Below are 15279 nucleotides of genomic sequence, written 5' to 3' on the forward strand. Positions count from 1 at the left end.
GAGCGGAAGCTCCGGCGGCTCCAACTCGAGCATGACTGCCAACTTCATTATTGACGGAAAGGAAGGCAGTAACTTCGCGAGCATCAAGAAAGTCATCGAGGACGTCGCTGGCAAAAACGCGGAAGTGAACGTTTCCGACATCGGCATCATCACGGTGCGCTCGAACGCTCAGGCCTTGCGGCGCGTCGACCGCTTCTTGCGGGACTTTTCGCGCGATGCGATGACGCAGGTCGACATTCAGGCTTCAATCGTTGAGGTGTCGCTTGAGGACGACCTCCAGTTCGGCATCAACTGGCAGCGAGTGCTCGGCGCGACCAACATCCTCGGCAGCGCCGGGTCGCTTACGGCCGGCTTCGGGAATTCAGCCATCACGAATCCGTCGCTGACCGCCCAATTTACCGGCGCCAAAATCAATGCGGTTATCCAGGCGTTGCGGAACATCACCGACACCAAGGTCATTTCCGAGCCGCGCATCCTCGCGGTTAATGACACGCCAAGCACGTTCTTTGATGGCACCAGCATGCCGTATCTCGGTAGCGTTAACTCGACGACCACGGGCGTCTCAGGCACTACCCAGACGAGCGGAAACACTTCCTTCGCGGTTGACGGTATCTCCTTTTCCGTTCAACCCCACGTGCTGGATGACACGCACGTCCAGTTGACCCTGATGCCGGTCATTTCGACCATCCAGAGTTTCACGACGTTCAATCTGGGCAACAACGGCGGAACGCTGACGGCCCCGGTTCAGCAGAGCAAGCAAACCTTCATGAAGGTGATGGCGGAAACGGGAAAGACCGTCATTCTGGGCGGCATCCGTTACAGCCAGACGGTAAAGAAAGACGCTCCCGGCCCAGTGCCGGTACTGACCGACGGGCGCAACAACACGACCCAGGAAAAAGAGGTGGTGATTCTGCTGCGCACGAACATCATTCCTGCGCCGGCGTACGACCCGCTTATCTCTGAATCTATCTAAGACTAAACGGAGACCGTTAAATGTTCGGTAAGGGGAAGGGCGGCGGCAAGACGACAGACCCGAAGGCGGGTTCGGAAGAATTCGCCCTGCGTCGCAAGAAAAACGCGTCCGGCGAGTCCCAGCCGGCCCGCCCGGAAAACGCGTTGCTCAAGCTCATCCGCAAGCCGGATAGTACGACGCGCGAGGAGCCCGCTTTGCCGGTCGATGAAGTCCCTGAAGACCTTGCGCCTGCGCTGCCGGTTGAAGGGGACGCGCAACCGCAAACGAAGTCCGTCCTCGGACTCAAGCTCAAGCGAGGCTTGCCTGACCTGACCGCTACCGACGCGCCGGAATCTGGGGCAGGGAAGGGCAGCGCCACGCGCGGTGGACTCTTTTCACGGCGCAAGGCAAAACCTGCCGCCGACGCTCCGACAACTGCGGACGGCCAGACCGTTTCAGGTGAAAAACCTGCGCCGAAAAAACGGAAAGACAACGCACCGATGCACAAGGAGCTCGTGCGCGGGCGCAAAACCGCGTCGACGAAAGGTGAATGCTGCATCTACCTTGCGGAAAACAACCGTGAGTTCTTCTGGAAGCTGACAAGCGACGGCTTCACCGAAATCGAATCGACTGAAGCCCGGCAGGTCTATTCCTTTTCCGGCGATGACTGGGCCATCAAGTCTCTCAAGGTACTCCCTTACAAGGGCGCCGAGGACCTCGCCGTGGAGACAATCTCGGAGCCGGTGCACATCGTTAACCGGACGAAGGACCTAGGTTTCGTCTATGCCACCCTGGAGGCGCGCGCACTGCAGAAGCCTTTCAAGATGGCGCCCGGCCAGCAGGCCCTGGACATGCTGGTCAAGTCTCGCACAGACACCGAAAAGCCTCTCATTTATGGCTTCCTCTTCCGCGATGCCAAAAGCGGCGCCTCCGTGTCGATTTTGAACAGCCTGAATGTCGACGGGAGCATTGGCAAGCCGCACGTCACGCTGAACCCGGACAACATGGAGTTCGTGCTGACGCAGTTCGCGGCCAGCCGGCGTATCAAGCGCGCTGAGGCGGAACTGCGTCTGTTCGACAACGCGGACTTTCTAGGCATTGCGGGCGCGCTCCAGTTCTATCCGCACGAGCGGGTATGGCGAGGGATACCCATTTCGGGTGTCGTACGGGCTGTCGCAACACTTGCCGCGATAGGAGCAGCCGGCTCGATGGTGTGGGCGGGCCAGGCATATGTGCGCGTACTCACCAATACGACTGCAATCGACACTCTTACCGCGAGGGTCCAGGATACGCAGAAGCGCGCCAGCGGGGTGATAGCCGGGAGTATCTACCGTTTTGCACAAACCATGTCGCTAGACACGGACAGTGCCCTTAACGGCGCAGCAGCGCTCTGGCGACCAGGGTCCACAGTCGAGCTGACGGCGGACCAGGACTCGTTTAAATACGTGGTTCGCGTCCCCGTTACCAACGGAGAGATGTTCAACAACAAGCCAAGCGTCGAATCGACGGCCAGACCATCGGACATTCTGGACGTGATTAACATCCAGCCGCCGCATGGCTGCCGTCGGGACGTAGTATCCGTATCCGGGAACCTCAATGAAATCGAAGTCTCAGTGGTCTGCCAAAACCCTCATCCTCCTCTGTTTGGCTTTAGGAACGACTAGTGTCATTTACGGAAACAGGCTGCAAAGTCAGGTTGCCGATTTGACCGCTAAACGTCAACACGCAGAACAGCAGGAGCGAAGCGTCACGCACGCTTACGAAGAACTCGCGGCAACGATGAACCCGGCCGACACCGAGCGCGTGGTGCTCGACACACAGATATCGGAGACGCTCATCGAGGTGATGAAAAACCGCCTCGAATATGACGTCACCGTTGGCACGATTAGCACTGCGAAAAGGGCGGGCGCCTCGGGAATGTCCCGAACCGACCTCCTGAAGGAAAAGGTCCCGACCACGGGGGTTCAGTCGATTCGTGTGAACGTGCGCGGCAGCTACAACGATTTTGATGGATTCACGCACTATCTGAAAGCGTTACGCACGCTGCCGCTTGCGATTGTTGCTTTGAAGGTCGAAGGCAAGAACTTCGAACTCGGTTTGCGCGTTTACGGAAACTAAGAAAATGCCTGTTGAATTGCTCAAACCGACGTCGGTCAGCGCCGACTTCATGAACCTGCAGACCATGCAGGAGATTTTGCTCGGCTTGGGGGTTAAGGAGTCGCACGTGCGCGTCGCAATTCAACGCGCACGACTTACCGGCGAGCCACTTCCAAGAATCATGTCCGACTTCGGCTTCCTTTCGGGAGACCAGGTCGCGGAAGCGATGTCGAAGGTAACGGGCCTCGACCTCTTTCCCGCCTCGGAGATGGACAACCTTGAGCGCTCGGTACTCGAGAAGATACCCCTCGGCGAATTCAGGCGGTTCGTTCCCGTCGGCAGGGCCGCCGACGGCGTCCTGCTCGTAGCGATTCCCGACGATACGGTCGCCAACTACGCCCGCAACGAATACTACAGGGAACCGATTCGCTTCGTCATCGCATCCGAGCACACGATTCAGGCAATCTACCGCCGCTATTTCGCCAACACGGAGTCAGTCTTTGATGAAGCTGTCCAGCGTTTCATGGAGGCGGCTTCTCGGGCCGGGGCAGGGGAGGAAGAGGACTCCAGCCTCGTTCGCGACGTCTTTGGCGCGTTACTTCGGCACACCTGCTACTCGGGCGCGTCCGACCTTTACCTTTACAAGTCCGAGCATGTGGGCATTGTGAAGCTAAAGGTGAATGGCGTGGGCAACATATTCCGGTCCATCGACCCCGACCTTTTCGACCGCTTGCTGAACAAACTGGTGACAGACAACGGGGCAAAGGTCGATGACCTGCGCCGCGAGCCACAGGAGTCGGTGCTTGAATTTTCCGACGAAGACCGGCGGAAATACGAAGACATCACCAGCCGGTACAACTTCCGGCTGGAACTGACGGAATCGCGGGACGTCCGGAACGCAGTTGTTCGAGTATTGGACAAGCAGTCTTCGGCGACGCAGCTGCCGAAACTCGGTTTTGACGCCGATACCGAACTGGCGCTTACCCAGATGTGTAACTCTGCGACGGGCCTTGTCATCGTCAGCGGACCGACGGGTTCCGGCAAAACAACGACGCTTTATGCGGCGCTTAAGAGCATCGACCCAGTCGAGCGCTCAATACAAAGTATTGAAAACCCGATTGAGTACCGGCACGGCCTCTGGCAGCAATACGAAATCCGCAAGGACGCGTCCAATGAAGGTGCCGAGTTCCAGAAGTGGCTGAAGGCGCTGCTTCGCAATGCCCCCGATGTGATTCTGATGGGCGAGGTTCGTGACGCAGAGGTTGCCCAAATCCTGCTGGACGCAGCGAACACAGGTCACTTGGCTTTCACCACTTTGCATACCAACTCTGCATCACTCGCCCTCGCGCGGTTGAAGCGGCTGGAGGTGGACCAGCAGACCCTGGCCTCAGTGCTGCTCGGCATCCTCGCTCAGCGCCTGCTGCGGCTGCTTTGCTCGATGTGCAAAGTCGAAGACACGCGCGAGATGACACGGCGCGAACTCGCGGACTCTTCCTATCTCACCCAAGGCGCGACGCCATTTATGGCCGGCGCAGGATGCCCGCACTGTGACTACACCGGATATCGCGGCCGGCGGATGATTTATGAGTTGTTGCGCGTTACTCCGACCGTGCGCGGCCTGATTGAAAAGGGCTCCGCGCCCTCTGAGATTGCCGCCGCAGGCATGAAACCCTACACAAACATGTGGTCGAACGGTGTGCGCCTTGTCGCCGACGGGCTGACGTCCTTCGACGAAGTGCTGCGCGTCGCAGTAAAAGAATGACGGAAACTTTATGGAATTAGCGTTCATCTATCAGGCGCGCACGCCGCGCGGGAAGGGAATTTCGGGAGTGGTCTATGCCCGGAATCGCTCGTTGGCGTTCGGCAAGCTAAAGAAGAACGGTTTCGCCCCGCAGGGGCTGGCGTTCAGCCTCGGCGCGACCGTCAAAAACCTCATAAACCCCGACTTCAATCCGCCAGACCTCGCCCGTTTTTACACAACGATGGGCCGGCGTATTGAGAACAATCGTTCGTTCCTCGAGGGACTCGACTCGGCCGTCGAATTTGTGTCTGACGAGAAACTGCGCCAGGCCATCATGGTTATGCGTCAGTCTTCGCAGGAAGGGCAGGACCCGCGCGAAGCGATGCTTGCGGCCGAACTCCCTGCGCGCGACGCAATGGTCATCGCGGCGGCCCAGAGCTCGGGGAGTACCGGTCAGGCATTCCAGTCGCTCGCTCGCGAAATTCGCCAATCGTACGAACTGCGGCGCTCAGTCAGCGCGATTTTCAAAATGCCTGCATTCATGGCTTTCCTGATGTATGGCTTCTTTTACGGCGCCCTGATTTTTGTCGCGCCGAACACCATCAAGTTCTTGGCACAAACGAATCTCAAGCTTCACCTCGATACATTCAACCAGAGCTACTTTGACTTCGCGACCTGGTTCAACGCCAACATCTTTATTGCGTCTTGTGTCTATGTCGCAATTCCGTTTTTCGTTGTCGCCTTCCTCAAATCACCGACTTTCTCTCGAATGAAGGACCGCTGGCCGCGCCTGCGCGCCATCTCAGAAAAGTCAGACCAGGCGGTCCTGTGGAACAGCTATGCCTTGCTTTACAACGCTAATATGATGGCACGGGAAGCATGCGCGATGTGCGCGCGGTCGGCCAAGCGGGTGGATAGCAGGGAAGCGTTTCTGCGGCTCGGCCGACTGATGGAGTCCGGCCGAACCCTCGATGAGTCCATTGCTCTGGCTGGGTTTCCAAAATTCGTCTCCACCGGTGTCAAGTCGGCCGTGTCTGGTGGCAACGTTGTCGACGGACTCGGTGACATGGTGAAGAACCTCGATGAGGACGTCGTGGCGCTTACCGATTCGCTGAAGGAGAACGTGAAAATTATGGCAACAATGATTACCGCCGCCGGCGTTGGCCTTTTGTTCTCCGTGACGTATTACCCACTCGTCTCCACTGTGCTGTCGGCGCTGTAAAGTGTCCTTGCGTGGCGTGCGTCCCACGGCGCGCAAGTGCAATGCCGCCATCTAAAAAACCTTCCTATACAAACAAGCACTTTAACAAAAACCGGAGTCCGGAAATGCAAAACTCTCGCAAGCAGGGCGGCTTCACGCTGATGGAAATCGTGATTGCCCTCGCTCTGCTCTCAATCATGGCCGCGCTTATTGGCATGAAATTCGATAGCTCGCGTGCCAAAGCACAGGCTCTTGTCACGGCGATGGGCGAACTGGGCAACGCAAACGAGCGGCAGAAAGTCGACACAGGCTGTTTCGTCAACCTTCCGTTCGCACTGTACGACACCACCTCAGCGCAGAACAGCGCGAATAACTACTGCGCGCGAACATACGGCAGCCAGTGGAATGGCCCCTACGTCACGCGCTTTACAGCCGACGCCTCGGGCAACGCTACCGTCGACACGGTGACGGCCAATGCCGTGCTGAGCTTCGGTCAGGAACCGGGCGGCCCCGGCACGCGGTATTTCGTGCATGCGACCAACATTCCTGATGACGTTATCAAGCAGGCGGTCCAGGAGTGCAACGGCAGCGAGGACCTTACGGTGACGTTTGACACTGCCAAGTGCCGCGCGTCTCCGGGCGGTACCACCGGCACCTTCGACCTGTTGTACGACGAAACCCGCTAACCGGTTTTTCGACCAAAGTGATGACCAGATGGCTCTTCGCCCCGCCAGACAACAGGGTTACGTCCTGCTCGCGTTCGTAGCGCTGCTCTCGGTCGTCACATTCAGCTTCGTCGTCGGCTACTCGACCGTGCTGGCAAAAAAAGAAGTTGCCGCTCTTCTTACGAATCAGAAAGCCTTTATTGCATCGGCCGCCTCTCAGGTTGAGGCGGCCTATGTCGCAAACCTCGCCGAGGTTGACGGCACCACGACGAGCGGCAGCTTCCGAAATCCATCTCAATTTCTATCGCTCGCGGGCATCACTCCGAAGTGGGGAATGCAGGCCGCCGTCTCTAACGTATTGTCCGCTCGCGGCGTCGCCTACACGGTAGTCGCGCTCTGGATACCCACGAGCACTGACACGCAGAACCCGCCGAGCTTTGATGCCACCACGGGAACGTTCAACTCCTGCCCGAACGCGGCCGCGCCATGCGCCCCTCGCGCCTATGCCCTCGTAAGTGGTCTCACTCTGCAGCAGCAAGCGCTTCAGTCCGCCTTGCAGCAGCTGAACGACCTTGCCGCAAAAGAGCAGGAGTACTTCAAGGCGAAGGCCCTCTTTGACCCGGACCACGACATCGGAATCAATTACTTCCGGGCGCCTGATGGTAACTGTGACGACCCGAACCAGATGCCCTGCATCGACCAATACACGGCTGTTGGGTCGACGGCTGTACCGCCGCTGCTAGGCATTCCTGCGAGTACGCAGATGAACCCGTGGGGCCTGCCTCTCGAGACGTCGAACCTTCAGGACTCTAGCAGCGCGGCACCACCCTACAGCATGGCATTCAGGACTTCGACGCCGTGGGGCGCTTCCTACACTGTGCTTGCACTTCAACCGATATAACCATGTTACTGACGACGCTGACCACGATACTGCAAGACGCAGAGATTTCCGACGTTCACATCGAAGAAGGGGAGCCACTCTGGTATCGACGCGTAAGCGATATGCATCGCTCCGACGGCGACCCCGTGACGCGCGAAGCTATCGAGCAGTTCATGGCGGATGTTGGACTTGGGGATGCGAAGCAACTCATCGGCGAGATGGACAAGAATGGCGGCGACCGCGACTTCGCGACGAAGGTCGGCCCCTACAGCGTCCGGGGCAACATTCTGTTTCAGAACGGACGGAAGCTCGGCGTGGTGCTGCGAAAGCTCGCGCAAGAGATTCCGACTGCCGAAAGCCTGAACCTTCCTGCAAAGTTTATCGAACTGCTCGTACAGTCCAAGGGTTTGTTGCTCGTTACGGGTCCGACCGGTTCGGGGAAAACGACTACGCTCGGAGCCGGAATCGATTACCTGAACAAGAACAAGCGGTTAAAAATCATCACGGTTGAAGACCCGATTGAATATCGCCACCGCCATAAGTCCAGTAAGGTGGACCAACGCGAAGTAGGGCGCCACAAGGACGCAGATACGTTTGACAAGGCGGTTCGTGCGGCCTTGCGCGAAGACCCGGACGTCATCATGATTGGCGAGTTGCGTGACCGGGTAACGGTCGACGCGGCTTTGCGCGCAGCGAACACTGGACACCTGGTCCTGGCGACTTTGCATACCAACTCCGCGCAGCTAACCATCGAGCGCTTTACAAGCTTTTTCGCGGCTGAAGAGAAGGGCTATGTTCAACAGACGCTCGCGTCCGTGCTGCTGGGCGTCCTTTCGCAGGTGCTCGTGCCTGTGAACCCGGACAGCGGCAAGACAGGCCGGGCGCTTTGCTACGAACTCCTTGTGAACACGCCCGCTTCGCGCTCGGTCATCAAGGAAGGAAAGCCGGCCCAGTTGTTCAACATCATGGAGACAGGTTCGGGTGATGGGCACGTCCTGCTCAACCGTAACCTGCTTGAGCGCGCGCGCAAGGGCGACATTTCGGTAGATGACGCACGTTACTTTTCTTATGACCCGGACGCTTTTGACAAGGAGCTTGTCGGTGCGTACTAGCACTCAACGAGGCTTCACGCTACTCGAAATCGTCGTGTCGATGGCGCTGATGGCGCTTATCTCCGTCGTGCTCGCGAGCACGCTCGGGCCGTGGATGAAGCTCAAGCAGAAAATCGACACCGACCACAAGCTGTCCGACCTTCAATCGTCGTTGACTCTGCTCTATAGCGCGAACGCGATGACTGCTGAGGACTCGTCGGGCGCGGCTGTATCACTAGCGGCGGGAGGACAGATTGTCTCCTCCTCGATAGGGGGCGACCGCCGCTGCCAGAACAGCGCGGCGACGTGGCAGGCGATGGCCCCGTACCTCGCCGAAGGTCCGACCACCGCCCGACTGGACGGAGGCTCGAATGAGTTCTGCATTTTCGTGTCTCCCCAGTTGCAAACGCAGCAGTCGGGCGTGACGCTTTACTATCACAATATCGCTATCGTCTCGACCGGCGTCAGAGGTATGCTCGACCCGGGAACGGGGATGGACCCATCTACCGGGGCGTTGTCCTTAGGTGGCGATAACGCGGGGGTGATGGTGAGCGGCCTGTCGATTCAAGTCGCAAAGCTTGCCTCGACGCAAAACAAACTGGATACGCTAGCAACGCTTTACGGCACGTACTTCACAACGCAGTACCTTGCGAATTCGGCGCGCGACATCAGCATTGACTATTTCGCGGCGGCCAACCCCACCGGGCTGTGGGACTCTGCAAGCGGCTCGGTCCAGGGCACAGCGGGCCAGGAGAATTATTCGGCCTTTTCGGCGCTCTCTGTACTTGGCGTGACCGCACAAGACACCCAGACCGACTATGAGACTAACACCACGATTTACCTTGCTAACTATAACGAGTGTCCAGCAGGCCAATGCGTGAGGTCCAACTGGAATGGTGGGTCCGCACCATTCACCGCAATCCTGTACGCACCGGTTCCGGGGCCAGGCGGCAATTTCGCGATGAAAGTCGTCTCGGGAAATTACTAAAAGCGAAGCGCTATACACCCCATATCGAAGTGGAGCCCACCTAACATGAAACGAACGCTGCTCTGTGTTGCTCTTGCAGGCCTCGCCGCACACGCCAATGCAGAGAAAATGGACATCGCCATCAATACCGACGCGCGGCCGACGGCCACCGTCGCGACTGCCGCAAGCACAACGGGCATAGGGCCGGCAAGCACAGCCGCCTCGCCTGCAAGCTATGGCGCCATGGTCGCCCCGCGCGCAACCACCGACCCTCGCCCTGCGCCGGCCGTGTCGAACGTTGCGCCTCCTCATCCAACCGTACAGGCGCCCCCGCCGGTGGCCCACCCGCTGGTCACGCCGGCAGCGACCCAGACCGCGACACTAGGCGCAGCCCCGTTGCCGGCACCGGCTGGAAAGCCCGCGCAAGCAGCAGCGCCCGCTAAGGCCGTTACGACTGCGGCATCCACTGCGAGCCAGGTGCCTAGCGACGCCGTCCTTGCCAAACGCGTGGCCGACAACGCAGCGCCGCAAGCCGACGACACCAATGATGGCAGCGACGCGAAGATGAACCCGTTCACGGGAAAGTCCCGCCAGCTCGAAACCATCCAGCGTCGCCTCGAACTGTCGAAACAAACCACTGCACTGCTGCAGGAGGACCTTAAACAGGCGACTATCGAGGCCGACATCGCTAACCTGCCCATCAAAAAGCGGGCCGAAATCATGCAGCTCCCCGGCGCCCAGCAACCCGCCCCCGCTCCGGTGAAACCTGCGCCGTCACCGGCACCAAAAAAGAAGCGCAAAGCAGCGCGTGGCGGGAAAACGCAGGCAAAGCAACCGGAAACGGTCGTCGTGAAAGAGCCTACCGTCGCGCTGAGCAGCGTTATCGTGAACAACGGCGACGGCTCCGCCGTCCTTAACATCGACGGCAACACGGCTGTCGTGGCGAACGGTGAAAGCACTCCCTTCGGCACGCTGAGCATAATCGACGCCCAGACCGTGCGCGTAGGTTCCCGCATGCTGCGCGTGCACGACGAGACGCTCTCCAGGGTAGTGGTTTCGGACCCGAAGCCTGTGGACCCGAAAGCGCTTCAGTCCGGATATCCGGGCAGCCTGCCCGCCGGCGTGGCGAACCCGACTGCGGTTCGCGTGCCGATGTCGTCACTGCCACCGCCGCCACTTCCGCCGACCCGCTAAGTAAGCGAAAGGGCTCCGATAAGGAGCCCTTTTCATTGCACGCCAAGGTTCGCCGCTTACAGGCCGGAGATGCTCCTGAGCAGTTGTGCGGAGCAGAAAGCTGAGCGATTGGTTTTCGCGGTCGACTTCGTGTAACGAAGGCTCGCTTCGCGGACTACCTTACCGACCGCCTTGTCATCGCCAAGCGTCGCCGTCGCCCGCATCACCAGCACCGGGTCCATCGACACAGTCGTACTCTTGCCATCGTCGCGCTTTACGCGATATAGCTTGTAACAGTACTCAGTCTTTTTCTTCGGCTTGCTAGCCTCGACCTTTCGCTTCTTAACCTGCGACATGAACTCTCTCTCCTCACGGGAAATGATTTAACGCACTTGGGCGATGCTTTACAAAACCATCTCATAAGGGTAGCAATTGTAAAGCCTCGTGTCAACGTAATGGGTGGTGCATTTTTGTAAAGCCAATTTTTTGACAGGCTGCTACGGTTACTGGCCCGACGCCTTCCTATACGCTTCATTCAATCCGCAGGACTCCGCGTATGCGCTCCAAGCTCCTTCGAAGTTTCTTTTTTGTCGCTGGCTTCTGGTGGACAGTGGCGGCGCTGTACTGGTCGGTTTCTCAGCCGGCGGTCAATTTGCAATCGCTCAAGGCACTCGCCGCGTTGTTCCCGTTCGTCCACTTCCACGTCCCCGAAGGCGATGCCGGGATTTTCGACGCCCTGAGCATGCAGAAGCAGGTGCTCACTTACTGGACCATACCGATTTTGACAGGCGTCGCCGTCTTCGCGCTGATAGGCAACGGTGTCGTGTGGTACGGCGCCCGAAAGTTAGCTGACGAGCGCGAAAGGCGCGAGAAGAACAGCACCGGAAAGTTTCGGGGCCTTAACATTACATTGGGCGACCTCCCGCACCCCCCTCGCAGCAAATGCGAACCGGTTGACCTTGGCTCATCTGACAACGAGGTGTTTGCCTCGTTCACGCCGGCGGAAATCGCTTTGCTGAACGACATCCTCGGTATTTTGTCCGCTCACCCTGACGCGTTTGCTGGCGAGGGTCACGCTGTGTCGCTCGTCGAGATGGCATTGAGTTCCGTCGAAAAAGCGTTATCGCACAAAACTCGCCCATCGCTCGCTGCCATCGTCGCGGCCGCCTCACAACTTGGTTATATCTCGGCGTACCGAAAGGATGGCGGAGGGAATTGGATTCGGACGAAGCAGGTGGAACGGGAGAGCGCCCTCCACCTCGCGAATCTGGAATCGTGGTGGAATCTACCGCAGGAAGACCGCCAGGCTGTCAGCTTTGCAGTGCGATATCAGGGCGTGCCTGATTCGCTCATTGACACGGGGGGTGGGGCGTCGGAGCTCCGGCTCGCACGCAGCCTCATGTATAAGGCCGTTGCGGCAGCCGAAAAGGCGTCGACCCAGGAACTGGAACGCGTCCTTACCAAGCAGGAAACGTCTGAGCTGGCTTTCGACACCTTCCTCGGCATGCTCAATCAGGTCGGCTTTCAGGACGGATTGCCCAAGGGCGTGAAAGCAATTGGCTGGAAGGTCGGCAACCGGATTTTCATGCTGGAAATCAAATTGCGCGAAACACTTATGCCGAAGCTACCCGACGACGTTCGTCAGGCACTGGCCGCCAAGGAAAAACGCGGGCTGCACCCGTTTACCGTTGAGTTAATGAAAGGCCTCCACAATCGCGGCTGGCTCGTCACGAAAGTCGATGGCGTCGAGCTCAAGCCCCGCGACGCGTTGTGGAATATCACCGCCGGGAAGCTACTTTACAAAGGCGTCCTGGTGATTGACATCCCGGCCGAACACAAGGACAAGCTTCCCTCCAAGGATTCGATTTACGCCATCACGATGGCGGGACCGCTTTTCACAAATGCTGTTATCGGGGGCACCGTATCGCCGTCACCCGCTACACCGGCCCAGCCGGGTGGCGCGTCACGGACTCCGGTCACTCCCGCGCAGACGCCCGCCGCCCCCAGTGCGCCTGCGGCCCAGCCAGCGCCTACCACGCCGCGCAGTCAGGAGCGCGCGGTGGAGAAGGAGCCGGTCAGCACGTCAGGCGGTTTCTCGATGGATGACCTCTCCGGGCTATTACGCAAGCCGAAGCCGCCGGCTGCGCCGCCCCCGGCCAGTGAGTCCGCCTCACCCTCGCCGAGTGCACCCGAGGAACCAGTCGCGCACCCTGGCGACGGAATGAACGACGTTGGGAAGGAAGGCTAAATCAGAGGGCTATTCCCTAGAAGGAACAGTGCCGAGCACGGGTGCCCCCGCGTCCCTATACTCATCGCCAAAATATGAGAACCGCTTTACAAATGAAAAAACATGTGTCTTTGCTCTTGCTGGGACTTGTTCTCGCTGATGGCGCACGCGCCCAAACGCCGCCTCCGCCCACGCCTCCTCTAGCTCCGGCGGCAGCCGGTCAGGGTCCTGGAAATGCCTTGCCGATGGCAGCGGGCGCAGGCAGTAATGCCGCTGCTGCCGACGCGACACCTGCCGGGACTCCGCCTAATGAAAATCCGTTTGCACCAAAGGGTAGCGGCATCCCTGCGCCGGCCCCCGAGCCGAAGCCTGCACAACCTCCGCAGCGCATGCCATCGATGCCGCCAATGGGGGGCATGCCCGGCGGCCCAGGCGCATCCATGAGCGGCCCTGTTATCAAGCAGGTTGGAACTATCAATGGAAACACCGTCGTTCGCATCGACGACTCCTACCAGTTCAGCCCCCTGCCTACCGCGCCCAACCAATAACGGACCGACTCATGATGTTAAAAAAAGCATGCGCTATTGCGGTTTCGGCCGCTATTTTGGCGGGGTGCTCGAATGCGCCTCTGAAGGAAGTTCCCCGCCACAAGGGCGAACTTGGGACGGCTAAAAGCGTAAAAAAGGAAGCGGAGGAGCGGTGGACAGAGGCTGCCTTCGAAAGCGAAGGACGTCCCGTGCTTGTCATCACGACGCCGCTCTCGCTCCCTGAAGACGTCAAGAAGGAGAAAATCAACGCGGACTTTCAGCCCAATGCGACCGTTCGCGACTTGACGGCTATTCTCGGTAATCTGGGCCTCTCGGTCGTTATCAGCGACACGAAAGCGGGCGACGCGACCTTCTTCATGCCTCACTTCAAGGGCAGACTTGGTGACATGCTTTCGGCCATCAGTACGGCCGCAGACGTATGGTTCACCTGGAAGGACGGCGTCATCGTTGTGACCCAGAAGCAGCACATCGCTTTCACGATGCCGCAGGACGATGCACTGGCCAAAGCCATCGCCGCTGGCCTTAAGACGATGAACATCGGCGGAGACGCGCTCGTCTCGTCTGAGGCCGGCATGCTGTCGCTTGAAGTTACGCCCTCGGACCTCACGAAACTGAAGGCCTATATCAACCGTGTCGCACGCAACTCCGCGCTCGTGACGCTACAGGTCGCGGTTGTGACAGTCGAGACGGACCAGAACGACACTACGGGGATTGACTGGAGCGGTCTGCAGCTGGCCATTGGTAAAGGCAGTCAGTCGCTCTGGACGCCCCCCTCGACCGGCAGCTCGAACGGGACGACAACCTCGATTACCAGTTCCGGCGGCTCGACGGTGAACTCCGGGTCGGGGACTTCCTCCGGGTCGAGCAACGTCAATAGCAGCGGAACCAGTACCGGCAGCACCGGAAATAGCGGTACCTCGGGGTCAGATACAAGCAGTACGATTACCACGGGGGCGACCACCCTCGCGACTTACGGAGCCGCGTTGATGACCGGTTCCAGCGCGGGTGCTATCGTTTCCAATGGGGTGTTCAGTCTGACCGGCATGATTAACTTCCTGGGGACGTACGGTACGACCAGCACGATGCAGAACGTCGTCCTCAAAACGATGGCTGGCAACAAGGTCACGCTGAAGTCCGTAACGCAAATTCCATACGTCTCAGGTGTGGGGGTGTCATCGACCGGCACCAGCTCGTCCTCAAGCGGCAGCAGCTCGCTCATGGGGAGTTCCATGACGGCTACCGCTAACGACGGTATCACGCTGGACCTAACGCCAGCGTTTGACGCCGCCGCCATGATGGTTAGCCTCAAGCTCAATCTGGATATCGAGGCGGTCCTGGCATTCAACAATCTGAGCGCTGGTAACCAAATCGGGAACCTCACACAGCCGACGACTGCGACGCGTTCGTTTAATGACGTTCTGCGCATCTATCCCGGACAGACGGTCGTCATTGGCGGGCTGAGCTATGACAGCGTGGTACGCAACCAAACTTCCCCCCTTGCCTTGCGCGATACGGCGCTCGAGAGCAAGGCACTCACCACCAAGCATCAAACGATGTTCATTGTGATTCGCCCGACAGTCAAGATGCTCGGTTCCATGGCGGACGAAAAAGGCGGCGACGAGCTGATGCCCGCCGCTGACTCCACTCCGGCTCCGGCGAAAAGGCCCCACCGGCACTCGGCGGCGGCTAAACAGGATGACAAGCTGAGCGCCGCTTCCCCTGCGGCGGAGGAGTAAA

13 protein-coding genes are annotated in these 15279 nt (G+C 59.1%); 12 read left to right on the forward strand and 1 reads right to left on the reverse strand.

Translation table 11 applies throughout. The annotated features are described in order from the left end of the window. The 10 genes from F6X40_RS16790 to F6X40_RS16835 form a co-directional block, all read left to right on the forward strand. On the forward strand, positions 1 to 973 hold a 973-nt coding region (locus F6X40_RS16790; protein ID WP_222946098.1), incomplete at its 5' end, for a type II secretion system protein GspD. A gap of 20 nt (positions 974 to 993) precedes the next feature. Further along, entirely contained in the window at positions 994 to 2616 is a 1623-nt protein-coding gene (locus F6X40_RS16795) for a hypothetical protein (protein ID WP_187628583.1), read from the forward strand. Beyond that, positions 2549 to 3070 (forward strand): hypothetical protein, encoded by a 522-nt coding sequence (locus F6X40_RS16800; protein WP_187628584.1) that lies wholly within the window; start codon positions 2549 to 2551, stop codon positions 3068 to 3070. Before F6X40_RS16795 ends, F6X40_RS16800 begins: the two co-directional genes overlap by 68 nt. 4 nt (positions 3071 to 3074) lie before the next feature. Further along, positions 3075 to 4811, forward strand: coding sequence for a GspE/PulE family protein (locus tag F6X40_RS16805; RefSeq protein ID WP_187628585.1), 1737 nt, complete (start codon positions 3075 to 3077; stop codon positions 4809 to 4811). Positions 4812 to 4821: 10 nt separating this feature from the next. Further along, positions 4822 to 6012, forward strand: a complete 1191-nt coding sequence (locus tag F6X40_RS16810) for a type II secretion system F family protein (RefSeq protein WP_187628586.1) — start codon at positions 4822 to 4824, stop codon at positions 6010 to 6012. 41 nt (positions 6013 to 6053) lie between these two features. Next, entirely contained in the window at positions 6054 to 6677 is a 624-nt protein-coding gene (locus F6X40_RS16815; RefSeq protein WP_187628587.1) for a type II secretion system protein, read from the forward strand. Positions 6678 to 6705: 28 nt separating this feature from the next. After that, positions 6706 to 7557, forward strand: coding sequence for a hypothetical protein (locus F6X40_RS16820; protein ID WP_187628588.1), 852 nt, complete (start codon positions 6706 to 6708; stop codon positions 7555 to 7557). 2 nt (positions 7558 to 7559) lie between these two features. Beyond that, positions 7560 to 8648, forward strand: a complete 1089-nt coding sequence (locus F6X40_RS16825; protein ID WP_187628589.1) for a type IV pilus twitching motility protein PilT — start codon at positions 7560 to 7562, stop codon at positions 8646 to 8648. Next, positions 8605 to 9615 carry a type II secretion system protein gene (locus F6X40_RS16830; RefSeq protein WP_262421473.1) on the forward strand — a complete coding sequence of 337 codons (1011 nt, stop codon included), beginning with the start codon at positions 8605 to 8607 and terminating at the stop codon, positions 9613 to 9615. The genes F6X40_RS16825 and F6X40_RS16830 overlap by 44 nt, the downstream gene beginning before the upstream one ends. A gap of 45 nt (positions 9616 to 9660) precedes the next feature. Next, positions 9661 to 10788: a hypothetical protein gene (locus tag F6X40_RS16835; protein WP_187628591.1), complete on the forward strand. Its 1128-nt coding sequence runs from the start codon at positions 9661 to 9663 to the stop codon at positions 10786 to 10788. Between the two features lie 56 nt (positions 10789 to 10844). Here the strand turns inward: F6X40_RS16835 and F6X40_RS16840 are convergent, their stop codons facing one another. Beyond that, complete coding sequence (locus F6X40_RS16840; protein WP_187628592.1) at positions 10845 to 11123, reverse strand: hypothetical protein; 279 nt, start codon at positions 11121 to 11123, stop codon at positions 10845 to 10847. Positions 11124 to 11323: 200 nt separating this feature from the next. Here F6X40_RS16840 and F6X40_RS16845 point away from each other — a divergent pair, with 200 nt between their 5' ends. Together F6X40_RS16845 and F6X40_RS16850 are read left to right on the forward strand one after the other, a co-directional pair. Then, positions 11324 to 13015 (forward strand): hypothetical protein, encoded by a 1692-nt coding sequence (locus F6X40_RS16845; protein ID WP_187628593.1) that lies wholly within the window; start codon positions 11324 to 11326, stop codon positions 13013 to 13015. 538 nt (positions 13016 to 13553) lie between these two features. Next, positions 13554 to 15278, forward strand: coding sequence for a hypothetical protein (locus F6X40_RS16850; protein ID WP_187628594.1), 1725 nt, complete (start codon positions 13554 to 13556; stop codon positions 15276 to 15278). Position 15279: the final 1 nt, after the last annotated feature.

The organism is Paraburkholderia sp. UCT31 (assembly GCF_014397655.1).
Classification (GTDB): Bacteria; Pseudomonadota; Gammaproteobacteria; order Burkholderiales; family Burkholderiaceae; genus Paraburkholderia; species Paraburkholderia tuberum.